General features: G+C 64.9%; 21 protein-coding genes. 15 read left to right on the top strand and 6 right to left on the bottom strand.

What is annotated here, in order from left to right; genetic code table 11:
• Window positions 1–193: 193 nt before the first annotated feature.
• The gene (gene menD / locus ACH488_RS12060) at window positions 194–1,903 is read left to right on the top strand and encodes a 2-succinyl-5-enolpyruvyl-6-hydroxy-3-cyclohexene-1-carboxylic-acid synthase (RefSeq protein ID WP_397324440.1); all 1,710 of its coding nucleotides are present in this window, start codon (window positions 194–196) and stop codon (window positions 1,901–1,903) included.
• A 58-nt stretch (window positions 1,904–1,961) separates the two neighbouring features.
• Here menD and ACH488_RS12055 read toward each other — a convergent pair whose 3' ends face one another.
• The 4 genes from ACH488_RS12055 to ACH488_RS12040 form a co-directional block, all read right to left on the bottom strand.
• On the bottom strand, window positions 1,962–2,744 hold the full coding sequence (locus ACH488_RS12055) for an amino acid ABC transporter ATP-binding protein (protein WP_397324439.1): 783 nt from the start codon (window positions 2,742–2,744) through the stop codon (window positions 1,962–1,964).
• An 11-nt stretch (window positions 2,745–2,755) separates the two neighbouring features.
• Window positions 2,756–3,547, bottom strand: coding sequence for an amino acid ABC transporter permease (locus ACH488_RS12050; protein ID WP_397324438.1), 792 nt, complete (start codon window positions 3,545–3,547; stop codon window positions 2,756–2,758).
• A 100-nt stretch (window positions 3,548–3,647) separates the two neighbouring features.
• The gene (locus ACH488_RS12045; protein WP_397324437.1) at window positions 3,648–4,442 is read right to left on the bottom strand and encodes an ABC transporter substrate-binding protein; all 795 of its coding nucleotides are present in this window, start codon (window positions 4,440–4,442) and stop codon (window positions 3,648–3,650) included.
• Between the two features lie 158 nt (window positions 4,443–4,600).
• On the bottom strand, window positions 4,601–5,950 hold the full coding sequence (locus ACH488_RS12040) for an isochorismate synthase MenF (protein WP_397324436.1): 1,350 nt from the start codon (window positions 5,948–5,950) through the stop codon (window positions 4,601–4,603).
• 91 nt (window positions 5,951–6,041) lie between these two features.
• Here ACH488_RS12040 and ACH488_RS12035 point away from each other — a divergent pair, with 91 nt between their 5' ends.
• From ACH488_RS12035 to ACH488_RS12020, 4 genes are all read left to right on the top strand, one after another.
• The gene (locus ACH488_RS12035) at window positions 6,042–6,812 is read left to right on the top strand and encodes a demethylmenaquinone methyltransferase (protein ID WP_397324435.1); all 771 of its coding nucleotides are present in this window, start codon (window positions 6,042–6,044) and stop codon (window positions 6,810–6,812) included.
• An 11-nt stretch (window positions 6,813–6,823) separates the two neighbouring features.
• Window positions 6,824–8,167, top strand: a complete 1,344-nt coding sequence (locus tag ACH488_RS12030) for a geranylgeranyl reductase family protein (RefSeq protein ID WP_397324433.1) — start codon at window positions 6,824–6,826, stop codon at window positions 8,165–8,167.
• 9 nt (window positions 8,168–8,176) lie between these two features.
• A complete protein-coding gene (locus ACH488_RS12025; protein WP_397324431.1) occupies window positions 8,177–9,280 on the top strand; it encodes a polyprenyl synthetase family protein in 1,104 nt (367 codons plus the stop codon).
• 1,367 nt (window positions 9,281–10,647) lie between these two features.
• Complete coding sequence (locus tag ACH488_RS12020) at window positions 10,648–11,541, top strand: type IV toxin-antitoxin system AbiEi family antitoxin domain-containing protein (RefSeq protein ID WP_397324429.1); 894 nt, start codon at window positions 10,648–10,650, stop codon at window positions 11,539–11,541.
• 253 nt (window positions 11,542–11,794) lie between these two features.
• Here ACH488_RS12020 and ACH488_RS12015 read toward each other — a convergent pair whose 3' ends face one another.
• Both ACH488_RS12015 and ACH488_RS12010 read right to left on the bottom strand, forming a co-directional pair.
• Entirely contained in the window at window positions 11,795–12,217 is a 423-nt protein-coding gene (locus ACH488_RS12015; protein ID WP_397324428.1) for a hypothetical protein, read from the bottom strand.
• 13 nt (window positions 12,218–12,230) lie between these two features.
• Window positions 12,231–12,902 carry a trimeric intracellular cation channel family protein gene (locus ACH488_RS12010; protein ID WP_397324427.1) on the bottom strand — a complete coding sequence of 224 codons (672 nt, stop codon included), beginning with the start codon at window positions 12,900–12,902 and terminating at the stop codon, window positions 12,231–12,233.
• A gap of 63 nt (window positions 12,903–12,965) precedes the next feature.
• Between ACH488_RS12010 and ACH488_RS12005 the strand changes: the two genes are divergently transcribed.
• The 10 genes from ACH488_RS12005 (at window position 12,966) to ACH488_RS11960 (ending at window position 23,660) form a co-directional block, all read left to right on the top strand.
• Window positions 12,966–13,664 (top strand): sirohydrochlorin chelatase, encoded by a 699-nt coding sequence (locus ACH488_RS12005; RefSeq protein WP_397324425.1) that lies wholly within the window; start codon window positions 12,966–12,968, stop codon window positions 13,662–13,664.
• Between the two features lie 151 nt (window positions 13,665–13,815).
• Window positions 13,816–15,558: a nitrite/sulfite reductase gene (locus ACH488_RS12000; RefSeq protein ID WP_397324424.1), complete on the top strand. Its 1,743-nt coding sequence runs from the start codon at window positions 13,816–13,818 to the stop codon at window positions 15,556–15,558.
• Complete coding sequence (locus tag ACH488_RS11995; RefSeq protein ID WP_397324422.1) at window positions 15,555–16,268, top strand: phosphoadenylyl-sulfate reductase; 714 nt, start codon at window positions 15,555–15,557, stop codon at window positions 16,266–16,268. Before ACH488_RS12000 ends, ACH488_RS11995 begins: the two co-directional genes overlap by 4 nt.
• The gene (gene cysD, locus ACH488_RS11990) at window positions 16,265–17,326 is read left to right on the top strand and encodes a sulfate adenylyltransferase subunit CysD (RefSeq protein ID WP_397324421.1); all 1,062 of its coding nucleotides are present in this window, start codon (window positions 16,265–16,267) and stop codon (window positions 17,324–17,326) included. The genes ACH488_RS11995 and cysD overlap by 4 nt, the downstream gene beginning before the upstream one ends.
• On the top strand, window positions 17,327–18,739 hold the full coding sequence (locus ACH488_RS11985; protein ID WP_397324419.1) for a sulfate adenylyltransferase subunit 1: 1,413 nt from the start codon (window positions 17,327–17,329) through the stop codon (window positions 18,737–18,739).
• 98 nt (window positions 18,740–18,837) lie between these two features.
• Window positions 18,838–19,791 carry a homocysteine S-methyltransferase gene (mmuM, locus tag ACH488_RS11980; protein WP_397324418.1) on the top strand — a complete coding sequence of 318 codons (954 nt, stop codon included), beginning with the start codon at window positions 18,838–18,840 and terminating at the stop codon, window positions 19,789–19,791.
• Window positions 19,792–19,944: 153 nt separating this feature from the next.
• On the top strand, window positions 19,945–21,093 hold the full coding sequence (locus ACH488_RS11975; RefSeq protein WP_397324416.1) for an ABC transporter substrate-binding protein: 1,149 nt from the start codon (window positions 19,945–19,947) through the stop codon (window positions 21,091–21,093).
• A 119-nt stretch (window positions 21,094–21,212) separates the two neighbouring features.
• The gene (locus ACH488_RS11970) at window positions 21,213–21,944 is read left to right on the top strand and encodes an ABC transporter ATP-binding protein (protein WP_397324415.1); all 732 of its coding nucleotides are present in this window, start codon (window positions 21,213–21,215) and stop codon (window positions 21,942–21,944) included.
• Window positions 21,934–22,872 (top strand): ABC transporter permease, encoded by a 939-nt coding sequence (locus ACH488_RS11965; protein WP_397324414.1) that lies wholly within the window; start codon window positions 21,934–21,936, stop codon window positions 22,870–22,872. Before ACH488_RS11970 ends, ACH488_RS11965 begins: the two co-directional genes overlap by 11 nt.
• A 230-nt stretch (window positions 22,873–23,102) precedes the next feature.
• The gene (locus ACH488_RS11960) at window positions 23,103–23,660 is read left to right on the top strand and encodes a dihydrofolate reductase family protein (RefSeq protein ID WP_397324412.1); all 558 of its coding nucleotides are present in this window, start codon (window positions 23,103–23,105) and stop codon (window positions 23,658–23,660) included.
• Window positions 23,661–23,703: the final 43 nt, after the last annotated feature.

Here is a 23,703-nt window from a genome sequence, read left to right as displayed (position 1 = left end):
GCGACAGAGCGTCAAAATCATGCCGGAGCCGGCAGGCCAGCACACCCATATCCTGCACCAGGAAACAGGCTACGAAAAAGGTAACGAGCGTCGGTGGGTATCCAACGCTCTCTCACCGAATGGCCGCTTTCGGTGATCGCTCTCTCACTCTTGTGCCGCTTTTGCACCCAAGGAGCGCCCATAGACTGGGACGGTGACTTCCCAGGACTCTCTGACATCCATTGGCGCCGCCCGGGTTGCGGTATCCGCCCTGCTCGACGGCGGTGTGCGGCACGTGGTGGTGGCACCCGGTTCGCGGTCGGCGCCCATGGCCTACGCCCTGGCGGAAGCAGAGGCCACGGGCCGGGTGATCCTCCACGTCCGGATCGACGAACGCGATGCGGCTTTCACGGCACTGGGTCTGGCCCTGGCGACGGAAGCGCCTGCCGCCGTCGTGACCACGTCCGGGACCGCCGTCGGGAACCTGCTCCCGGCGGTGATGGAAGCCAACCACGCCGCCGTTCCGCTGATCGTTGTTTCGGCGGACCGGCCCGAGGAGCTTCGCGGTACCGGGGCTAACCAGACCACGCTCCAACTGGACCTTTTCGGCGACCACGTCCGTTTCGCCGTCGACGTCGCGGCCGGGGACAACCCGCAAAAGGCAGTCGCCACGGCGCTGTACGCGGCCACGGGCGCACTCGAGGACACTCCGCCCGGCCCGGTCCAGTTGAACCTCGCTTTCCGGGATCCGCTGGTGCCGGAGTCGGGCGATGCGCTGCCGCCGGCCGCGGGTCACGCCCTTTTCCATTACGACGCCGGACCGCAGGCTCTCGATTTGCCGCCTGCGTCCCAGGACCTTCCGCTGCGAAACACCGTGGTCCTCGCCGGGCACGACGCCGGTCCTGTGGCTGAGGCTTTCGCCCGCGCCCACGGCCTGCCGTTGCTGGCGGAGCCATCGTCCAACGCCCGATTCGGCCCCAACGCCGTGGGCCCGTACCGGCTCCTGCTGGAGCACTTCGGTCCCGAATCGCCGACGCCCATTGAACGCGTCGTCTTGTTCGGCCGCCCCACTTTGTCCCGGCCGGTTTCGGCGTTGCTGGCAAGGGAAAGCGTCGAATCCGTAATCTACCAACCCGTCCCCGTTGCTTGGTACGAAGAAGGCCGGCGCCGCGAAACGCCCGTGGAAACGCTGCCCGGGTTGGCGGAGTTCGCGGGCCGCGGTTCGGACGACTGGCTGGATTCCTGGCTCCTCGCGGGCGCCGCCGCCCAGCACGCGCTCGATTCCATCCTCAACGGGGAGCCCACAGCTACGGGCCCGTCGGTAGGAGCAACCGTGTGGGCACACGCACGCGGGAAGCTGGTGCTCGGCTCGTCCAACGGCATCCGCGACGTGGACCTCGCGGGCCAGCCCCAGTCCGATCCCGTTGCCACCGTATACGCCAACCGTGGCCTCGCCGGGATCGATGGCACCCTCGCCACGGCAACAGGCATTGCCCTGGGAAGTGGGCGCGAAACCACTGTCCTGCTGGGCGATGTCACGTTCCTGCACGACGTCGGCGGGCTCCTCCTCGGCCAGGGCGAACCCACTCCGGACTTGCGCCTCGTGGTCCTCAACGACGCCGGCGGAGCCATCTTCGGCCTGCTGGAGCACGGGGCCGTAGAAGACTCAGGCGCCTACGGCACCGCCGTCGAACGCCTCTTCGGAACCCCGCACTCAGTGGACATCGCGGCACTCGCGGCGGCTTACGGCGTCGGGCACAGCGCGGTAAGTACGACGGCGGAACTCGCCGACGCACTGAAGGCGCCCCTCAAGGGACGCACCATTGTGGAAGTGCGCGTGGACCGGGCGGGCCTGCGGGGACTCCATGCCCGCATCAAAGAGGCGATCAACTCGGCCGTGGGCAAGGTCCTCACCGCAGGCTAGACAACAAAAGGGCGGCACCCGGATTCGGATGCCGCCCTCCTTGGTCGCTGAAAGGGGATTAGTCCTCCACGACGTCGATGTGCGTCGGGTCCAGGACGCGGCGCAGGAATTCCTTGGTTCGCGGCTGCGTGGGGGAGCCGATGACCTGCTCGGCCACGCCCTCCTCCACCACAACGCCGCCGTCCATGAACACCACGCGGTCGGCCACTTCACGGGCAAAGCCCATCTCGTGCGTGACCACCAGCATGGTCATGCCTTCCTGTGCCAGCTTGCGCATGACGGCCAGGACATCGCCAACGGTTTCGGGGTCCAGGGCGGACGTGGGCTCGTCGAAAAGCATCAGCTGCGGATCCATGGACAACGCCCGGGCGATGGCAACGCGTTGCTGCTGGCCACCGGAAAGCTGGTCAGGGAAGCGGTCCGCAAGGTGCCCCAGGCCAACACGCTCCAGGTTGCGGCGGGCCACGTCTGCGGCCTCGGACTTGGACCGCTTGAGGACCTTGACCTGCGAGATGGTGCAGTTGTCCAGGACGCTCAGGTGGGGGAACAGGTTGAAGTGCTGGAACACCATTCCCACGCTCTGGCGCATGCGGTTGAGGTCCACATCCGGGTCCGTGGCCTCGAACTTGCCCACGTTGATGGTGCCGGCGTTGGGCTGCTCCAACAGGTTGACGCAGCGCAGGAGCGTGGACTTGCCCGAACCCGACGGACCGATCAGGCAGACCACCTGTCCGGGCTCGACGGTGAGGGAAATGCCCTTGAGGACCTCGTTGTTGCCGTACGACTTGCGGAGGTCCTTGATGTCCACGCCCGCAGCGCGGACTGTTGCGGAGTTAGTCATGACTGTCCGTCCTATCGCTTGGTCCGCGCAGAGCGGCTTTCGAACTTCCGGGCAAGGAGGCTCAAGGGGATGGTGATCACGAGGTAGAACGCACCGGCCACCAGCAGCGGGGTCAGGCCTGCGCCCAGGCTGGAGATGCCGTCGCGGCCGAACTTGGTGAGCTCGTACTGGGACGCCGTGAGGCCCAGGACGTAGATCAAGGACGAGTCCTTGGTGAGCAGGATGATCTCGTTGGTCAGCGGAGGCAGGACGATCTTGAAGGCCTGCGGGATCACGATCGAGACCATGGCCCGCCAGTGCGGCATGCCAAGGGACCGGGCGGCTTCCATCTGTCCCTTGGGAACAGCCTGGAGGCCGGCACGGAGAGTTTCAGCGATGTAGGCCGAAGCGACGATGCCCAAGGACACCATGACCACGATGTTGACGTCCCACTGCACGCCGAAGGCCAGGGGCACGCCGTAGCCGAAGGCGATGAAGACCAGCAGGGCAGGCACACCGCGGAAGAACTCGATGTAGCCGGTGGCGATCCAGCGGTAAAGCGGGAAGGAGGAGAGCTTCATCAGCGCGAGCAGGAGGCCGCCTGATAAGCCCACCACGAATGCCAGCGCGGTGTAGATGAGGGTGTTCTTGAGGCCCACCAGGAAGATTCCCGGGAACATGGGGCCGATCTTGGCGAAGTTGAAGACGCTGTTGCCAATGGTCTTCCAGTCCACGGCGATGATCACTGCGGCCACAGCCACAACGAAGATTCCGGCCTGGACGTAAAGACTGACTCTGGCTCGTTGACGTGCAGTCATTGCCATGGTGTTCTCACAATCATGTTGCGCAGCGGGGGCCCCGAACCGACTGCTTTAACAGAGAGTTACGGGGCCCCGCTTGCGTGGATATCGGGAGCCGGTTGCCTTACTTTGCGGCTTCGCCGAACCAGGTGGTCTTGAACTTTGCCAGCGTTCCGTCATCCGTGAGGCGCTTCAGGGTGGCGTTCACGGAGTCGGCCATGGCGGTGTTGCCCTTCTTGATGGCAATGCCAAGCTTCTCACCGGTTGCGTAGTCCTCGATGCGCTTGATCTTGGAGTCATCCTTGATGGCGTAGCCCAGGACGGACTGGTTGCCGACGGCGGCATCGATGGTGCCGGCCTTGAGGGCCTGGACCAGGAGGCCGGAGTCCTCGAACTGCTGGGCGTCGATTCCCTTGTCCTTGGCGTACTGTGCACCGGTGGTGGCCTGCTGCACGCCCACCTTCTTGCCCTTGGCGCCGTCAAGGTTGCTGATGCCGGAAGCGGTGGAGGCCACCAGGGTCAGGTCGTCATCCATGTACGGGCTGGAGAAGTCCATGACGTTCTTGCGGACATCGGTGATGGAGATGGAGGAGATGGAGACGTCGCAGCCGGTGAGGGCCGTGCCGGTTTCGATTGCCTCGAAGGAGCTGTCCACCACGTTGAGTTCGGCCTTGAGGTCCTTGGCAACTTCGGCCGCGATGTCCATGTCGAAGCCGACGTTCTTTCCGTCCTTCTGGAACTCGAACGGCTCGTAGGGGATGTCCGAGCAAACGGTGAGCTTGCCGGCGTTGATGAGCTGGGGGCCCGAACCTGAGGCGGCCGGAGTGGAGGAGCCACCGCAGGCGGTCAGGGCCAAAGCACCTGCTGCGAGCACGGCGGCCATCTTGGTACCGGACAGAACTGAACGGGAGATCTGCATATTTTTACCTTTTGTTGCAGTGGATGCTGGACTGAGTCGGTCTTTAGTGTAGTACCGAACGTGAGATGTGCATCACAGGAAACTAAGTTTCACTATTGGATAACCAGTTTAGCGAATATGCAAGGGGGGTCGGAGAGTCCCGGTCTGGAATCCCAGATTCAGCGGCGGATGCCCAGGGCTTCGAGCATCGGCCGGAACTTGGCCCAGGTTTCGGCCAGTTCAGCCTCGGGCTGGGAGCCTTCAACAATGCCGCAGCCCGCATAGAGGCGCACGGTGTTGGCGTCCTCGATCACGGCGCCGCGCAGTGCAATGCCCCACTCGCCGTTGCCCGCGGCGTCCAGCCAGCCGACCGGTCCGGCGTAGGGTCCGCGGTCCAGATGTTCCAGTTTCCTGATCAGCGCACCGGCAACCAGGGTGGGCGTTCCGCACACGGCTGCGGTGGGGTGCAGGGCATTGATCAGGGCGAGGCATGTAGGCACGTGTCCTTCGATGTCCGCCAGTTCGGCCTTCACGTCCGAGGCCAGGTGCCACACATTCGGCAGTTCCAGGATGAAGGGTTCGCTGTGCGAGTTCATCGCTTCGGAGAACGGGGCCAGCTGCCGGGTCAGGGAGTCGATGGCGATCTCGTGCTCGTGCCGCTGCTTCTCCGAACCGGCCAGCACGCGTTCGGCGTATTCCATGGGGGAGCCGTCGATGCCCTCGGCGTCCCTGCGGTCCAGCGTTCCCGCGAGCACCCGGGCCTGAGCCGTCCGGCCCTCCACCTGGATCAGCATCTCCGGCGTGGCACCCACCAAACCGTCCACGCCGTACGTCCAGCATTCGCGGTACCGTGCCGCGAGCTGGCGAAGCACCTCCGCGGCGTTGACTCCCGCTGGAAGGGTGGCAACGACGTCGCGCGCCAGCACCAGCTTCTCCAGCTTGCCGGCGCGGATTTCCTCCACGCCGTTGGTCACGGCTTCCATCCACGCTGTTTCGGTGAGCGACCCGCGCCCAAGCGAGCCACGCGAACCGTTGAGCGCATCACCGTCGGGTGAGTGCCCGACGTCGGAACTCACGACGGCGGGTTCGTCACCGTTGGTGCCGGACAGCCAGCGCTCCACGGTGGCCAGGACAGTCGCCTCGGTGAGGGGGCCGTCGTCGAACGTCAACTGGGTGGCCCAGGCGCGGCCGTCGCGGATGCCAACCACAAGCTCCGGCAGGATCAGGCGGGAAACATGCGGCGAGGTCTTGGAAAAAGCGAAGGAGCCGAAGGCCACGGGCCCCGTCCCCGGCAACTCAACATGGTCGGTGATTTCGGCCTCAAGGATGAGGTGCCGCCACCAGATATCGGCCTCGAGGAAACGCTCCGGACCGGTGGCGCTGAAGCGGGTCAGCTCCCCGTATCCCACCAGTCCTGCTTCGCGGCGGGACCAGCAAAGAACGTCGTCACGCACCAGAAACGACGGCAGCCCCCCGGAGGATGAATCGACATCGAGGGGGACTGTCAAAGTGCGGAGCGTGCTGGTCATGATGGAACAACAGTACTCCCGGGTGCAGGCAGAACCCGCCCCTTCTTCTACAGCGCAGCAAACTTGGCTGTTTGTCTGAGACAATTGACAGGTGAACCGAGCATCCTTGGAAAAGCGTCCGGACGAAGTTGCGACGATGTTTGACGATGTCGCCCCTAAATACGATGTTGTCAATGACGTCCTCTCCATGGGGCAGACGCGTCGGTGGCGCCGGATCGTGGTGGATGCCATGGACGTAAAGGCCGGGCAGCGCGTGCTGGATCTGGCTGCCGGGACCGGTACCTCCAGTGAGCCCTACGCCGATGCCGGCGTGGATGTTGTGGCCTGTGATTTCTCCCTGGGGATGCTCAAGGTAGGCAAGCGCCGCCGCCCGGACATCGACTTCATTGCCGGTGACGCCACCAACCTCCCGTTCGCGGACAACAGCTTTGATGCCTCCACCATTTCCTTCGGCCTGCGCAACGTGGTTGAACCCCGCAAAGCCCTCGAAGAGATGCTCCGCGTGACAAAGCCCGGCGGCCGCCTGGTCATCGCCGAGTTCTCCCAGCCAGTGGTTCCGCTGTGGCGCACCATGTACACCGAGTACCTCATGCGTGCCCTCCCGGCCATCGCCACCAAGGTGTCCTCCAACCCGGACGCTTACGTTTACCTCGCCGAATCCATCCGCGCCTGGCCGGACCAGGACCACCTGGCCCAGTGGCTTTCCGACGCAGGATGGACGGACATCACCTACCGCAACCTCAGCGGCGGAATCGTTGCAGTACACCGCGCGCAGAAGCCCGCCGAACACCGCGAAAGTGTTCCCGTGGCCAAGCTGCGCCGCCAGATCAAGCCGCGCCGAACGGGCGCACAGTCAGGCTGACTTAGGACACCGTGAAAGTACTGATAGTTGGCGCGGGCCCCGCAGGGTCCACCGCCGCGTATTACCTGGCCCAGGCTGGCATCGACGTTACGGTCCTGGAAAAGACCTCCTTCCCGCGCGAAAAGGTGTGCGGGGACGGGCTCACTCCAAGGGCTGTCCGGGAAATCCAGAAGCTCGGGTTGCCGCACTCTGTTGAGGACGGGTGGCGCCGGAACAAGGGCCTCCGTCTGATCGCCGGTGGCCGCACCATCGAGCTGCCGTGGCCGGAGGTCTCCGACTTTCCCACGTATGGGCTCATTCGAACCCGACTCGGCTTCGACGAATCCCTCGCCAGGCACGCGGAGGCGGCAGGCGCCGTCGTGCTTGAACGCCACAGCGTCACCACTGCCCTTCAGGACGACGACGGGCGCGTGATCGGCGCGCGCGCCGCCATCCTCGACGAGTCCGGACGCAAGACGGGCGAAACGCGCGACTTCCTTGCCGACGTCGTTCTCGCCGCAGACGGCAACTCAACGCGGACCGCAGTGTCGCTGGGAATGCACAAACGCGACGACCGTCCGCTCGGTGTGGCCGTGCGCACCTACTTCACGTCGCCCCGCCACGACGACGACTGGATGGAAGGCTGGCTGGAGCTGCCCGGCAAGTCCGGCAAGCCGTTGCCCGGCTACGGTTGGGTGTTCGGCGTGGGCGACGGCACGTCCAACGTGGGCCTTGGCATCCTGAACTCGTCCAAGGAATTCGGCAAGCTCGACTACAAGCAGGTCCTGCGCGAATGGACTGCCGGCATGCCCGCCGAATGGGGCTTCACCCCGGAGAACCAGGTGGGGGAGATCCGTGGAGCCGCGCTGCCTATGGGCTTCAACCGCACCCCGCACTACTCGCCCGGGCTCCTCTTGCTGGGCGACGCCGGCGGCATGGTGTCCCCGTTCAACGGCGAAGGCATCTCCTACGCCATGGAGTCGGCACGGTTTGCGGCGGAGTTCCTGATCGATGCTGCTGCGCGGTCCGCTTCCGCCGGATGGAACACGCACGACGCCGATGCGCACCTTTCCCGGTACGCGGACTATGTGCGGGACCAGTGGGGTTCGCATTTCACGCTCGGACGGGCCTTTGCTTTCCTGATCGGCAAACCCGCCGTGATGAAGCTCGCCCTGCGGACCGGCATGCCCATTCCCGTGCTGATGCGCTTTGTGGTCCGGCTGCTGGCCAACCTCACAGACTCCTCGGCGAAGGGCTTCGAAGACCGGGTGATCCGGGTCCTGGAAATGCTCGTCCCGCCCACGTCCAACACTTCCTCCGCCCGCTCGTTTGCAGCGACGGGGTCCGACACCGCGGTTTCCGCACCAACTAGTTAGGGTTAACCCGTGACGAACTCTGCCGAACACAGCTGGACCCATGCCGGGCACGGCCTGCCGGACTCCAACGAGCCCGCCCCCAACACCACCGCGATCGCAACGGGCCTCCAGCTGCCCGCCGGTTTTGCCGCCATCGCAGGCGACGCCGAGCTCGGCCCCGCCATCACCACCAACCTTGCCCGCGTGGAGAAGAAGCTTCGCGAGGCGATCTCCAACTCGGATCCGCTGGCTGACGCAACGTCGCGCCACCTGGTGGAGGCCGGCGGCAAGCGCATCCGTCCCTTGCTGACCTTGCTGTGTGCCCACCTTGGCGATGCTTCCCGTCCCGAGGTTGTCCAGGCCGCTGTGGTTGTTGAACTGACGCACCTTGCCACGCTGTACCACGACGACGTCATGGACTCCGCGCCCTTCCGCCGGGGAGCCCCCACCGCCCACGAAGTGTGGGGCAACTCCGTGGCCATCCTCACCGGCGATCTCATCTTTGCCCGCGCGTCCATCCTCGTGTCCGAGCTCGGCTCCCGTGCACTCGGCATCCAGGCCCGTACGTTCGAGCGCCTGTGCCTCGGCCAACTCCACGAAACCGTCGGTCCGCGCGAGGACGAAGACGCCGTGGACCACTACCTCTCCGTCATCGCGGACAAGACCGGCTCCCTGGTTGCGGCCTCGGGCCAGCTTGGCGCGATCTTTGCCGGTGCTGCCCCTGAGTACGAGGACGTGCTGGTTGAATACGGCGAAAAGGTGGGCGTTGCCTTCCAGCTCGCCGACGACGTCATCGATGTCACCGGCGTGAAGGTCAAGTCCGGCAAGTCCCCGGGGACCGACCTCCGTGAAGGCGTGCCCACCCTGCCCGTGCTGCTGCTCCGCCGGGACGCTGCCGCTGGGGATGCCTCGGCCGTTGCTTTGCTTGAACTGGTGGATGGCGACCTGTCCTCCGATGCCGCCTTGGCTTCGGCTGTGGCCGGCCTCCGCGAACACCCCGTCACCGCTGAGTCTTGGAAGATCGCCCGCGAGTGGTCTGCCCAGGCCGTTGCTGCCTTGGCTCCGCTGCCGGAGGGGGTTGTGAAGGCTTCCTTGACCAACTTCGCCCACGCGGTGGTGGACCGGAGTAGCTAGGCTTTCTGCATTGAGGCAGGCCTCTGACCCTTCGGGGTTTGGGGGCCTGCTTTTTTTGTTTGGCGTTGTGTGCGTGCCGCTACGACCCACTTTGGGTGGGCAGGGTCTTTGAGGGGCCCGGTATTGCGGCGTGTCTCCGGCTGTCGGCGTCAAAGTTGGTCGTGGCGGCACACCACGACGACGGTCCCTGGGTTTGGTCGCACCCCGCGACGGTGATGCCCAGCTTTGACGGCGGCGCCAGGCTTGGGACTCACAACCACGACGGCGGCGCTCGGCTTTGGTGGCACCCCCGCGACGGCGGCACCTGGGTTTGGTGGCTTCCGGCTGTGCCGTCGCGACCCACTTTGGGTGGGCAGGGTCTTTGAGGGGCTCGGTTTTGCGGCGTGTCTCCGGCTGTCGGCGTCAAAGTTGGTCGTGGCGGCACACCACGACGGCGGTGATGCCCAGCTTTGACGGCACACGACGACGGCGGCACCTGGGTTTGGTGGCTTCCGTCTGTGCCGTCGCGACCCACATTGGGTGGGCAAGAGCTTTGAGGGGCCCGGTTTTGCGGCGTGTCTCCGGCTGTCGGCGTCAAAGTTGGTCGTGGCGGCACACCACGACGACGGTGATGCCCAGCTTTGACGGCACACCACGACGGCGGCACCTGGGTTTGGCGGCACCACCGCGACGGCGGCGCCCGACTCTGGGGCACCCCCGCGACGGCGGCACCTGGGTTTGGCGGCACCACCGCGACGGCGGCACCTGGGTTTGGCGGCACCACCGCGACGGCGGCACCTGGGTTTGGCGGCACCACCGCGACGGCGGCGCCCGACTCTGGGGCACCCCCGCGACGGCGGCACCTGGGTTTGGTGGCTTCCGTCTGTGCCGTCGCGACCCACATTGGGTGGGCAAGAGCTTTGAGGGGCCCGGTATTGCGGCGTGTCTCCGGCTGTCGGCGTCAAAGTTGGTCGTGGCGGCACGCCACGACGACGGCGCCCGGCCTTGGGGCGCGCGGGCGAGGGCTTAAACGGAATGGCCCCGGCTCGCTGCAACGTTACGAGTCATACGCTGCACCGAACCGGGACCACAATCTCCGTTCGCATCAGACCCACCGGAGGCATTTAGTGGATCCGTGAATAGCTTATGACAACTCTGTCACATAAGCAACTCCATGGGTCAAAGAAATTTCCATGGAAGTGCTGTGATTTACAAAAGCCAACCGTGCCGTTACCACCAACTTTGATTCCGAGGAACCCATGACTCGCCGGCTGAGGAGTACCCAGCCGGTGGGGACGCTGCAAAGTGGGTGGCGGAGGCACGGGGCTTTTCCACATATGGCTGTCTGGGTGCAGCGCGCGGCCTTAGCCAAGTCACAGCATGGGCTGATGGATGTCACTCAATTTCTCCGCAGCCGTCATGGAGCTGCGACCACAGCATCCCTCTATGCGGCTGGATTCACCCGCAGGGGATTGGCTAAAGCAGTCAAAGAGGGCGATATCAGCAGGCTCCATCGAGGTGTGTACATCGCGAAGGACGCCGATCCGGACATTGTGGCGGCGTTCCGGGCCAATGGAAAACTGACCTGCGTTTCCGCCGCCAGGTTCTATGGCCTGTGGACGCTCCACGACGGCCCGCCCCATGCTGGTGGGCAGCTCCATCTGAGCTGCGGCACCGGCCTGGCCCGGCGGCGGATTGTCCACCATGGCCAGCGCCTGCACCCGGACCACCCCTATCTGCCAGTGGCGGGAGTCGCCGACGTTCTGCTGCATGCCACGAGGTGCCTCCCCGAGTTGGAGGCCTTGGTCATGGTGCAGAGTGCTGTCAGTCACGCCTTGCTGACCACCACATTCCTGGAAAGCAAGATGAACGGCAACCGGAACGGAGTATCCAGAGCCATCCTGGGCCTCGTCCTGCCGCGGGCCGACTCGCTCTTGGAGGTACTCGCCCACACCCATTTCACGCGGGCCGGGTTGCAAGTCCGGATGCACGCGGACGTCCCAGGGGTCGGTGAAGTTGATTGCCTGATCGAGGAATGCCTGATAGTCGAACTCGACGGCGGGACTCACTTCGAGCCGAAACAGGTGAAGAAGGACCAATACCGGAACAATGCAGGTCTCCTCGGCGGCCTCACGAGCCTGCACTACTACTATGCAGACGTCGTGTATCAGCCACAGAAGATGGTGGACGAAGTCCTGGCTGTGCTCCGGAACAGGGAGGCCGGGCGTTACGGGCCGTTGCGATACCTGGCCAGCCAGCCGCCGTCGTCATTAATGCCCTGAGCGCTGTACCGCCACGACCAACTTTGAGGGCAAAAGGTAGCCGGGAGCGCCGTGCAACGGCGTGTTGCGCCGGCTTCACGCTCAAAGTGGGTCGTGGCGGCACACGGGCCGGGCCGAAGGGGGGAGGCCGGAGGAGTGGGTCGTGGCGGCACATGGGCCGGATGACAGAGGCCGGGCCCAACGGTGCCACGCAACAAAAAACAGCCCCCGAGCAACCACAACGGGCTGCTCGGGGGCTGTGAAACAAGGAAACCTAGTCTTCGTCGTTGAAGGCCCAATCGAACATGTCGAAGACGAACTCGGAGAACGTACCTTCCTCGCTCTTCCACTGGCCGCGGGCATTGTTGCGGCGGAAGACGATGGGGTCAGGGACGCCGAGGTCGGCGACGCGGAAGCCCCACGTGAACTGCTCGTCCTCGTCTTCGAGGAACATGAGGAAGCCTTCGTCATCGACTTCGAGTTCCTCGGGATCCCAGAAGTAGTGGTACGCCTCCATGAGGTCCTCGCAGCCGCCCAGGGCGAGGTAGAACTCGCGGAGAACCAGGGGGATGGTGAAGGAGTGCTCGGACAGTGCGTCATCGAGTTCGCCGGGCGTGAGGCCGTCTTCTTCCTGCCATTCATCCTCGAGATATTTTGGGACCAGCGCGCGGAACTTCTCGAGGAACATGTCAGTCATGCTCTAATCCTAGCTAATCGCGGACCCCGGAATTCGCCCCCGGGCCAACCCCTGCGCGGTGCCAACCGCGGACGGCCAATGGCACGTACCACCCGCGTCGCCAGGCGGTGACGCGGAAGGCGAAAACGATGCCCGCGACAAGGCAGGCCCAGAGTCCGTTGAAGTCACCCAGATGCCACAGCAATGTGGTCAATCCGGCCCCGACGAAGGCCGGGAGGGCGTAGATGTCGCGGTTGTTGAAGAGGGTGGGAATCTCGTTGGCCGTGATGTCCCGCAAGAGGCCGCCGCCAACAGCCGTGGTGACGCCAAGCAGGATGCAGGTCACGGGATTCATCCCCGCCGTGAGGGCCTTCAGCGTACCGGTGATGCAGAACAGGGCCAGCCCGCCGGCGTCGAACAGGGTCAAGAGGGAGGTGAACCGCTGGACCGAGGAGAACAGGTAGTAAACCAACAGTGCGGCCAGCAAGGGTGGGGCCAGGTAGGCGGGGTTGGTGAAGGAAGCCGGGGGACCGGCGTCGATGATGATGTCGCGGATGACGCCGCCGCCCAGGGAAACAATGGAGGCAAGCAGCACGGAGCCCACAAAGTCGAACTGCTTCCGTGCGGCCAACAACGAGCCCGATACGGCAAAGAAGAACACGCCAACGAGGTCGAGCCAAAGAAGAACAATGTCTATGGAAATCAAGTGGACGGTTCTTTCTGGAGCGCGCTTCACAACAGGTGCTGGCTCAACGTTACGCTAGCTCCCATGAACAGCCCCGTCTTGATCGCTTGTGCCCACGGAACCCGCAACGCCGAGGGCCAGGCAGCCATTCGCCAGGTCATGGCCGAAATCGAGGAACTGCGGCCAGGGCTTCAGGTCTTGGAGGCCTACGTGGACGTCCAGGAGCCCGAGCTGTCCGGGGTGGTGGAGGGGCTGCCCGAGGGGACGGAGGCCGTGGTGGTACCCCTTCTGCTCAGCACCGGGTTCCACATCAAGGTTGACGTGCCCAAGGCGATCAAGAGCCGGGCCGAGGTTGTGGCGGCGAAACCGATCGGCCCCGACCCGCGGCTGGCCGAGTTGCTCGCTGAGCGGCTGCGCGACTCCGGACTGCAGGAGAACGACGGCGTGCTGCTGGCTGCCGCGGGATCCTCCCTTCCGGACGGCTCGGTTGATTCGGAGGAGCAGGCGCGCCTGCTGGCGGAACTGCTGCCGAACAAAGTCCGGGTGGCTTACGGCGCCAGCGCCCAACCCAACGTGCCCGACGGCGTTGCCTCCTTGCGCGCGGAGCTCGCCGGAAGCGGGGGCCGGGTGTTCGTTGCGTCCTACCTCCTGGCCACCGGCTATTTCCACGACCAGTTGTTCAAGGCCGGGGCGGACATTGTGACGGACCCGCTGCTGCCGTCGCCGGTTCTGGCGGAGATCGCGCTGGAGCGGTACGACGCAATAAAGGACAGCCTTTCCTAAGCCATTCAGCCGCGAAATGACGGGGCAGGGGACTGCATAAGAAGCCTGCGCGGACAAGGCCCCAGGACTGTTCATGACGAAGTGTTTCCTTAGGTGACTCAACATTTCCGGACCTTTGCTGGCGAAATCTGGCCACACCTACCCTCGATATATGACAGAAACAGCTGTAGCCGGTGCGCCCGCGGACACCGAAGTCTCGAAGCGTCCCGCACGCACCCGCCCGGCCGCCAAGCCCCACGGTCAGTGGAAGGTTGACGGCACCACGCCCCTCAATGCCAACGAAACCTGGAAGCAGGAAGACAACGGGCTGAACGTCCGTGAGCGCATTGAGTCTGTCTACTCCAAGGAAGGCTTCGACTCGATCGACGGTACGGACCTGCACGGCCGGTTCCGTTGGTGGGGCCTTTACACGCAGCGCAAGCCCGGGATCGACGGCGGCAAGACTGCGACGCTCGAACCGCACGAGCTTGAGGACAAGTACTTCATGCTCCGCGTCCGCATCGACGGCGGTGCGCTGACCACCGAGCAGCTGCGCGTGATCGGCCAGATCTCCGTGGACTTTGCCCGTGGCTCCGCCGACCTGACGGACCGCCAGAACATCCAGCTCCACTGGATCCGCGTTGAGGACGTCCCGGAAATCTGGCGCCGCCTGGAAGCTGTGGATCTTTCCACCACCGAGGCTTGCGGCGACGTTCCCCGCGTCATCCTGGGCTCCCCGGTTGCGGGCATTGCTAAGGACGAGATCATCGATCCCACGCCCTTGATCCACGAATTGTCGGAGCGCTTCATCGGCGACCCAGAGCTGGCCAACCTGCCCCGCAAGTACAAGACGGCCATCACGGGCCACCCGTCCCAGGACGTGGTGCACGAGATCAACGACTTCGCACTGGTAGGCGTTGTCCACCCCGAGCTCGGTGCCGGCTACGACCTCTGGGTCGGCGGTGGCCTCTCCACGAACCCGCGACTGGCTGAGCGACTTGGCGTGTTCGTCTCCGCCGATGTTGCCGCTGAAGTATGGCTCGGCGTCACCAGCATCTTCCGCGACTACGGTTACCGCCGCATGCGCACCAAGGCCCGCCTGAAGTTCCTCATGAACGACTGGGGTCCGGCCAAGTTCCGCCAGATCCTCGAGGACGAATACCTCGGCTTCAAGCTCCCGGACGGCCCGGCCGCTCCGAAGCCCACCTCGCCGGGCGACCACATTGGCGTGCACGAGCAGAAGGACGGCAAGTTCTTCATCGGCGTTACCCCCACCGTGGGCCGCACGTCCGGTGAGGCCCTCGTGAAGCTGGCCAATACCTTGGAACAGCACGGCACCTACCGCCTGCGCACCACGCCGCACCAGAAGCTCGTCATCCTGGATGTCGAGAAGGACCAAGTGGAGCCGCTCATCGCCGAACTGGACACCCTGGGCCTCTCCGCCCGTCCGTCCGTGTTCCGCCGCGGCACCATTGCCTGCACCGGCATCGAATTCTGCAAGCTGGCCATTGTTGAAACCAAGGTCACCGCTGCAACGGCCATCGCCGAACTGGAACGCCGGCTGGCCGACCTCGTGGAGACCAAGCAGCTGCCCCAGGCACTGTCCCTCCACATCAACGGCTGCCCGAACTCCTGCGCCCGCATCCAGACTGCTGACATCGGCCTCAAGGGCATGATGCTGCCAACGCCCGACGGCGACCCCACCCCGGGTTTCCAGGTCCACCTCGGCGGCGGGCTGGCCAACAACGAGCGCGAAGAAGCCGGTTTGGGACGTACGGTCCGCGGCCTCAAGGTCACGGTCGAAAACCTGCCCGACTACGTGGAGCGCGTTGTCCGCAAGTTCGTCGAGGTTGGCGCCGAGGGCCAGACCTTCGCTGAGTGGGCACACTCCGCAGATGAAGGAGAGCTCCAGTGACAGTGATTACCAAGCGGTCCAACGAAGAGCTCAAGGCACTGGCCGAAGCCGGCGCCGCCGAGCTCGACTGGAACGCGCCGGCTGCCGAGGTGATCGCGTGGGTGGCACGGAACTTCGAGCTGCCCGCCATCACGGTGGCCTGCTCCATGGCAGACGCAGTCCTGCCGGCCCTGGTCGCGGACCAGATTCCCGGCGTCGACGTTTTGTTCCTGGAGACGGGCTACCACTTCAAGGAGACCTACCAGACCCGCGACGAGGTTGCGGCAAACCTGCGGGTCAACGTGGTGGACGTCCTTCCCGAGCACACGGTGGAAGAACAGGACACCCTGCTGGGCAAGGACCTTTTCGCCCGCGATCCCGGCCAGTGCTGCGCGCTCCGCAAGGTGGCACCGCTCCGGCGTTCGCTGGGTGGCTACGAGGTGTGGTTCACCGGCGTCCGGCGCGACGAAGGCCCCACCCGTACCAACACCCCCGTGGTCACGTGGGATGAAGGCTTCGGCCTGGTCAAGGTGAACCCCATGGTGGACTGGTCCTTCGACCAGTTGGTGGAGTACTCCGAGGACAACATCCTCCCCGTCAACCCCCTCCTGAGCCAGGGCTACCCGTCCATCGGATGCCAGCCCTGCACCCGCAAAGTGGCCCCGGGAGAAGACCCCCGAGCCGGCCGCTGGTCAGGTACCGACAAGACAGAATGCGGACTACACACATGAGCACTCAAACAACAAACGAGGAACTGGAGTTGGCCGTGCTGGAGAGCGACATCGAGACGCCGTCTGCCGCCCAGGGAGTGGCATCGGGCCTGTCGGAGCCGCGCGCTGGGCTGATCGAAGATCAGCCGCGCGGCGAAGGGGCGGGGGCGGCTGACGGCGCCTCGTCACGCCTCAGCTCACTGGACACCCTCGAGTCCGAGGCCATCCACATCATCCGCGAGGTTGTTGCCGAGTTCGAGAAGCCTGCGCTGCTGTTCTCCGGCGGCAAGGACTCTGTGGTGATGCTGCACCTGGCCACCAAGGCTTTCTGGCCGGGCAAGGTTCCCTTCCCGGTGCTCCACGTGGATACCGGCCACAACTTCCCGGAGGTCCTGGACTTCCGCGACCGCACGGTTGAGCGCCTGGGCTTGAAGCTCGTTGTCGGCTCGGTGCAGGAATTCATCGACCGCGGCGAACTCGCCGAGCGGGCCGATGGCACCCGCAACCCGCTTCAGACGGTTCCGCTGCTGGATGCGATCCAGAAGAACAAGTTCGACGCCGTTTTCGGTGGCGGCCGCCGCGACGAGGACAAGGCCCGTGCCAAGGAGCGCATCCTGAGCCTCCGCGACGAATTCGGCCAGTGGGATCCGCGCAACCAGCGTCCCGAGCTGTGGAACCTCTACAACGGCCGCCACACGGTTGGCCAGCACGTTCGCGCCTTCCCCATCAGCAACTGGACCGAGCTGGACATCTGGCGCTACATCGAGCGCGAGAACATTGAGCTCCCCAGCCTGTACTACGCCCACCAGCGCGAGGTCTTTGCCCGCGACGGCATGTGGCGCGCAGTAGGCGAGGTCTCCCAGCCGCTGCCGCACGAGGACGTCATCACCAAGACGGTCCGCTACCGCACGGTTGGCGACATGTCCTGCACCGGTGCCGTCGAATCCGACGCGTACACCGTGGCCGACGTCGTCGTCGAAGTCGCTGCCTCCACCCTGACCGAACGTGGCGCCACCCGCGCAGATGACCGCATCTCCGAGGCAGCCATGGAAGACCGCAAGAAGGACGGCTACTTCTAAATGAGCACCGAAACCACCTTCCTGGAAGCCGGCCTCGAGTCTGCGCCGCTTCCGTCCACGCTGTTCCGTTTCGCTACCGCCGGATCGGTGGACGACGGCAAGTCCACTCTTGTTGGCCGCCTCCTTCACGACTCGAAGGCGATCCTTGCCGACCAGCTCGACGCCGTGGCCCGCACCTCCGCGGACCGTGGCTTCGGCGGCGACAAGGGCGGCATTGACCTGGCCCTCCTGACCGACGGCCTGCGTGCCGAGCGCGAGCAGGGCATCACCATCGACGTTGCCTACCGCTACTTCGCGACGGACCGCCGCAGCTTCATCCTGGCGGACTGCCCCGGCCACGTTCAGTACACCAAGAACACGGTGACGGGCGCGTCCACTGCGGATGCCGTCGTCGTACTCATCGACGCCCGCAAGGGTGTCCTTGAGCAGACCCGCCGCCACTTGTCCGTGCTGCAGTTGCTGCGCGTGGCCCACGTGATCGTGGCCGTGAACAAGATCGACCTGGTGGACTTCAGCGAGCAGGTGTTCCGCGACATCGAAGCGGACGTGCAGAAGGTTGCCCGTGAGCTCGGCCTTGGCTCGGATGGTGTTGCCGACCTCCTGGTGGTTCCCGTCTCCGCACTCGACGGCGACAACGTGGTGGACCGCTCGGAGCGCACTCCCTGGTACACCGGCCCTGCCCTGCTGGAGGTCCTCGAAACCCTTCCGGCCGCCGATGAGCTCGAAGCCGAACTGGAAAGCTTCCGCTTCCCGGTCCAGCTGGTGATCCGCCCCCAAGGTGCCTTGGCTCCGGACGCCGTAGCCGGTGGCCTGGATGTTGAGGCCTACCGCGATTACCGCGCATACGCCGGCCAGATCACCGAAGGCTCGGTCAAGGTTGGCGACGAGGTCACAGTACTGACTCCGGGACACGAACCGCGCAACACCACGGTGGTGGGCATCGACTTTGCTGGCCGCTCGCTTGAAGAAGCAGCTGCCCCGCAGTCCGTGGCTGTCCGTTTGGCCGACGAGCTGGACATTGCCCGTGGCGACACGATCGCTGCAGCAGGCACCGTGCGCGAAGCTTCCGCGGACCTCTACGCCTCGCTGTGCTGGCTCTCGCCCAAGCCCCTTCGTGAAGGCCAGAAGGTCCTGGTGAAGCACGGCACCCGCACGGTCCAGGCCTTGGTCCGCAGCGTGTCCGGCAAGCTGGACCTCGCCACCTTCAAGTCCGAGCCGGCGTCGAGCCTGGAGCTCAACGACATCGGAAACGCCCAGCTTCGCCTCGCCGCTGCGCTGCCCTTGGAGAACTACCTGCGCCACCGCCGCACGGGTGCGTTCCTGGTGATCGACCCGATCGACGGCAACACCCTTGCTGCCGGCCTGGTCAAGGACCACCCGGGCGACCACGAAGACGAACGTTACGTCATCTAAGGACACGCAAAGACACAGAACCGCGGCTTGTTCGCTGGTCCCGGCCATCAACGGCGGGATATCCGAACAGGCCGCGGTTTCTTTTTTGGAAAGGCACCATGCCCCGGAACACCACCTTGAGCACCCTCCTTGACGCAGGCACGGACCTGGTCCTGGACGGCGCCCTGGCCACCGAACTCGAAGTCCACGGCTGCGACCTTGACGATCCGTTGTGGTCTGCCAAGGTCCTGCTGGAACAGCCTCACCTGATCAAGCAGGTCCATCGGGACTATTTCGACGCCGGTGCCTCCGTGGCCATCACGGCCAGCTACCAGGCCACGCCGGCGGGCTTCGCGCGGCGCGGCCTTTCCGTGGAGGAATCGTTGGAGCTCGTGGCCCGGAGCGTCAGGCTGGCTGACGAAGCCCGGCAGGAGTACCTCGCGGCCAACCCCGGTGCCCGCTCCCTCTTGGTGGCAGGATCGGTGGGTCCGTACGGCGCCTACCTTGCCGACGGCTCCGAGTACCGCGGCGATTACACGCTTTCTTCCGTGGAATTCCGGGGTTTCCACCGCCCACGCATCGCCGCGCTCGTGGAGGCCGGAGTGGACTTCCTTGCCTGCGAGACGTTGCCATCGTTCGCCGAAGCCGAGGCGCTGCTGGCGCTCGTGGCGGAGTTCGACGTCGAAAGCTGGTTTACGTTTACGCTCCGGGACAGCGGCCACATCAGTGACGGGACGCCCCTCGCGGACGTGGCTGCGCTGCTGCGCACGGAACCGCGCGTTGCCGCCGTCGGGCTTAACTGCGTGCCGCTGGAACTTGTGACTCCGGCGTTGGGAACCCTCCGGAACGTCACCGACGCACCGCTGGTGGCATACCCGAATTCGGGTGAAACCTACGATGCCGTGACGAAGACGTGGAAACCTTCGGAGGGTTCCGGGCATGTGGGAACTTTGGCGGGGCATGTGGAGGACTGGCGGGCGTTGGGAGCCCGTTTGCTGGGAGGTTGCTGCCGCACGAATCCGCGGGATATTGAAGCCCTGGCGGCGAATATGACGCCACATGAACCTTCATGAACCCCGATTTCTCCGGGATTGAAGCGAAATATGACAGTCCCTACTGTGAATTCATGACCTCCCTGGAACGGTCCTTCCTTGCCTTCGATGGGCGATGTTAGGGGCCCGATCTTCGCCCCGCTTCACATCCCCAAAGCTTCCTAAGGACCTCCCATGGCAAACACTCCCGAGTCACAGAAGCCTGATCCAGGCACCATCCGCATCGTTGCGGGTGAGTCGAACAAGCCCAAACGCCGCCGCGTCCTGGAGATCGGACTGGCCGTCGGTCTGGTCCTGCTGATCGGTGCCGGCGCAGCTGTAGCTTCCGTTGTTTCGAACAACAACCAGGCAGCCCCGGCCGTTACCACGTCGCCGGCGGCTGAGCTGAAGCTTGGTTACTTCAGCAACGTCACCCACGGCCCGGCGTTGGTGGGTACCAGCAAGGGGTTCATTGCCAAGGAGCTCGGCAGCACCAAGCTCAGCACCCAGGTGTTCAACGCCGGCCCGGCAGCGATCGAGGCCCTGAACGCCGGTGCGATCGATGCCACGTACATTGGTCCGAACCCGGCGATCAATTCGTTCGTCAAGAGCAACGGGGAGTCGATCAGCATCATCGCCGGCGCGGCGGCCGGTGGTGCCCAGTTGGTGGTCAAGCCGGAGATCAATTCCGCAGCTGACCTTAAGGGCAAGGTTGTGGCGTCCCCGCAGCTAGGTGGCACCCAGGATGTTGCGCTGAGGGCCTGGTTGGGTCACCAGGGGTACAAGACCAATCCTGATGGCAGCGGTGATGTGACCATCAACCCCACCGAGAACGCCCAGACGTTGAAGTTGTTCCAGGACGGAAAGCTCGACGGCGCGTGGTTGCCTGAGCCGTGGGCCTCGCGTTTGGTGCTGGAGGCCGGGGCGAAGGTCTTGGTGGATGAGAAGGACTTGTGGGAGAAGGGTGATTTCACCACCACCATCCTGATCGTGAACAAGAAGTTCGCCGTCGAGCACCCGGAGACGGTCAAGGCGTTGTTGAAGGGCCATGTTGAGTCGGTGAACTGGTTGAACTCGGCCTCGGCTGAGGAGAAGGCATCCACCATCAACGCAGTGTTGAAGGACACCGCGGGCAAGCCGCTCCCGGCCAATGTGATCGACCGGGCGTTGCAGAACATCAAGTTCACCACCGACCCGCTGGCCGGGACCTACAAGAAGCTGCTCCAGGACGGCGTGGACGCAGGCACCACCAAGACCGCCGACATCAACGGCATCTTCGACCTCCGCGCGCTGAACGAGGTGGAAGGCAAGAAGACCTCCGCCGCCGGACTCGGCCAGGACTAAGCACTACACAGGCTGGTCCGCTTCCATCCGGATGCGGACCGGCCTTGGCCGCAACCGGGCCCATCCGGCCGCGGCTCACGCAGTACCAGCTTCACGAACAACAAACGAAGGACGGGACCATGCCAGTCGTACTGGAGAACTTGGGCAAACGCTTCGGTGACGGCGCCCCCGTCCTGGACGACGTCAACGCCACCATCGGGCAGGGCGAGTTCGTTGCCCTCCTCGGTGCGTCCGGCTGCGGCAAGTCCACCCTGCTGAACATCATTGCGGGACTGGAGCACCCGACGTCGGGCGCCCTGGAAGTGCCCAGCGACGGCGCGGCCTTCATGTTCCAGGACTCGGCCCTGTTCCCGTGGCTGACAGCGCGCGGCAACATCGAACTTGCGCTGCAATTGGCGGACAAGTCCAGCAGCAAGGCGAGCCGCCGTGCGCGGGCAACCGAACTGCTGGAACTCGTGCACCTCGGCGGTGCCGGGGACAAGCGTCCGCACGAACTGTCCGGCGGCATGCGCCAGCGCGTGGCCCTGGCCCGTTCGCTGGCCCAGGACCGGCAGGTGCTGCTCATGGACGAGCCGTTCGCGGCGCTCGACGCCATCACCCGGGACCTCCTCCACGACGAACTCGAGCGGATCTGGAAGGAAACGGGCCGCACCATCATCTTCGTGACCCACAACGTGCGCGAGGCCGTGCGCCTGGGCCAGCGCGTGCTGCTGCTTTCCTCGCGTCCCGGCCGTGTGGTGGCTGAGTGGGATGTCACCGAAGAACACCGCACCGACGCCGGCCGCGCAGGGGAGCTGACCGGCGTTATCACCCGACGACTTCGCGAGGAGATCCGCCGCCATGCCAAGTAACCAGACCACCGAAGAGCGGACCCTCCCCGTGAGCGATTCCAACCACATCACCTCGCCTTCCATCAAGGGCAACCCGTCGGAGCTGCGGGACCTCGAGGCTGGCCTGGACAACCTCCAGTCGGACACACGGCGCAAGGCCGGCATTGACTGGAAGCGCATCCTTTTGCCCATCGCAGCCCTGGTGGTCCTGGTGCTCGTTTGGCAGTTCTATGTTTCCCTGGGCCTCAAACGCCGCGACCAGGTTCCCGGCCCGATTGATGTTCTCACCCAGCTGGGCGTCCTGTGGGGTGAAGGCAAGGTTCAGGAATCTGTGTGGACGTCTCTGCAGCGTGGCTTGGTGGGCTTCCTGATTTCGGTTGTTGTTGCCACCCCCGTTGGCTTGTTGCTGGCACAGGTTGCTCCGCTCCGGCGTGCCTTCGGCCCGTTGATATCCGGCCTGCAGGTTCTCCCGTCCGTGGCCTGGGTTCCGGCCGCCATTATTTGGTTCGGGCTTACGGATGCCACCGTTTACTTCGTGGTGCTCATGGGTGCCATCCCGTCGATCATCAACGGCCTCATTTCCGGCGTCGACCAGATCCCGCCGCAGTACCGGAGCGTGGGCACGGTCCTGGGTGCCAACCGGGTCCAGATGGCGTTGCAGATTGTCCTTCCGGCAGCCCTCCCCGGGTACATCGGCGGCTTGAAGCAGGGCTGGGCGTTCTCGTGGCGTTCCCTCATGGCCGCGGAAATCATCGCAGTGGGCGGCACCATCGGCTTCGGTCTTGGCTCACTCCTTGACCAAGGCCGGGCGTTGTCCGACATGGCGATCGTGATGTCCGCGATCCTGCTCATCCTCTTTGTGGGCATCCTGATCGAGTTGCTCGTGTTCGGGCCGATCGAGAAGCGCCTCCTGCAGCGCCGAGGCCTGCTGGCGGGCAGCTCCCGCTAGCCCTTCCAAACCGCGACGCAAGGCCCTCTCGAACCGCGACCAGCCCTTTCGAAACGCGAGCCCTTACGAAACGCGACGCAAAGCCCGACGGCGACTCCCGCCGTCGGGCTTTTCCTTCGGACGCTCTCTCACCGAACACCCCCTTTCCCGCCGATCCTCTCGCAGTGAGTGAAGGAGGGTCGGGCCAAAAGGGGTGTTCGGTGAGAGAGCGTTTGAATTAGGATCGCCAGATGGGACTCCTTACTTTCAGCATCAACGTCACGCTGGATGGCTGCGTCGACCATCGTGAGGGCATCGCCGACGACGAGACGCATGCCCACTTCACGCGCCTCCTGAACCAGGGAGGGGCCATGCTCTGGGGCCGCACCACCTACGAAATGATGGAAGCGTACTGGCCGTTGGTCGCCCGCGGGGAGGTCGACGCGCCGCCGGCCCTCAAGCAGTGGGCCGACAAGTTGGAGACGAAGCCGAAGTATGTGGTGTCTTCCACAAGAAGCGACTTTCCGTGGACCAACAGCCACCACCTGACCGGCGAACTGCGGGCAGCCGTCCAGGAACTCAAGGACAACACTCCGGACGGGGTGCTGCTCGGCAGCGGAAAGCTGGCCACGGAGCTGGACCGGCTTGACCTGATCGACGAGTACAAGTTCCTGGTCCACCCCATGATCACCGGCCACGGCCCCACCCTCTACCAGGGCGGACTGCCCGGCACCCGACGCCTCGAGCTGGTCGAGGCGGTGCCGCTCAGCAACGGAGCGGTGGCCATGCACTACCGCCGGGCTGCTTAGGCGTTAGCGTACGACGACGGCGGTGGCAGCCTGCGCGGACACG

Source organism: Paenarthrobacter sp. NPDC018779 (assembly GCF_044391085.1).
GTDB lineage: Bacteria > Actinomycetota > Actinomycetes > Actinomycetales > Micrococcaceae > Arthrobacter.
The sequence above is the reverse complement of the archived record's forward strand: the minus strand, read 5'-3'. Positions and strand labels throughout refer to the sequence as shown.

Bases quoted from the DNA above. Each gene is read 5' to 3' on its own strand.
- ACH488_RS12055 (WP_397324439.1), bottom strand. From the start codon at position 2,744: ATGACTAACTCCGCAACAGTCCGCGCTGCGGGCGTGGACATCAAGGAC.
- ACH488_RS12050 (WP_397324438.1), bottom strand. From the start codon at position 3,547: ATGGCAATGACTGCACGTCAACGAGCCAGAGTCAGTCTTTACGTCCAG.
- ACH488_RS12045 (WP_397324437.1), bottom strand. From the start codon at position 4,442: ATGCAGATCTCCCGTTCAGTTCTGTCCGGTACCAAGATGGCCGCCGTG.
- ACH488_RS12040 (WP_397324436.1), bottom strand. From the start codon at position 5,950: ATGACCAGCACGCTCCGCACTTTGACAGTCCCCCTCGATGTCGATTCA.
- ACH488_RS12020 (WP_397324429.1), top strand. From the start codon at position 10,648: ATGGATGTCACTCAATTTCTCCGCAGCCGTCATGGAGCTGCGACCACA.
- ACH488_RS12015 (WP_397324428.1), bottom strand. From the start codon at position 12,217: ATGACTGACATGTTCCTCGAGAAGTTCCGCGCGCTGGTCCCAAAATAT.
- ACH488_RS12005 (WP_397324425.1), top strand. From the start codon at position 12,966: ATGAACAGCCCCGTCTTGATCGCTTGTGCCCACGGAACCCGCAACGCC.
- ACH488_RS12000 (WP_397324424.1), top strand. From the start codon at position 13,816: ATGACAGAAACAGCTGTAGCCGGTGCGCCCGCGGACACCGAAGTCTCG.
- cysD (WP_397324421.1), top strand. From the start codon at position 16,265: ATGAGCACTCAAACAACAAACGAGGAACTGGAGTTGGCCGTGCTGGAG.
- ACH488_RS11985 (WP_397324419.1), top strand. From the start codon at position 17,327: ATGAGCACCGAAACCACCTTCCTGGAAGCCGGCCTCGAGTCTGCGCCG.
- mmuM (WP_397324418.1), top strand. From the start codon at position 18,838: ATGCCCCGGAACACCACCTTGAGCACCCTCCTTGACGCAGGCACGGAC.
- ACH488_RS11975 (WP_397324416.1), top strand. From the start codon at position 19,945: ATGGCAAACACTCCCGAGTCACAGAAGCCTGATCCAGGCACCATCCGC.
- ACH488_RS11970 (WP_397324415.1), top strand. From the start codon at position 21,213: ATGCCAGTCGTACTGGAGAACTTGGGCAAACGCTTCGGTGACGGCGCC.
- ACH488_RS11965 (WP_397324414.1), top strand. From the start codon at position 21,934: ATGCCAAGTAACCAGACCACCGAAGAGCGGACCCTCCCCGTGAGCGAT.
- ACH488_RS11960 (WP_397324412.1), top strand. From the start codon at position 23,103: ATGGGACTCCTTACTTTCAGCATCAACGTCACGCTGGATGGCTGCGTC.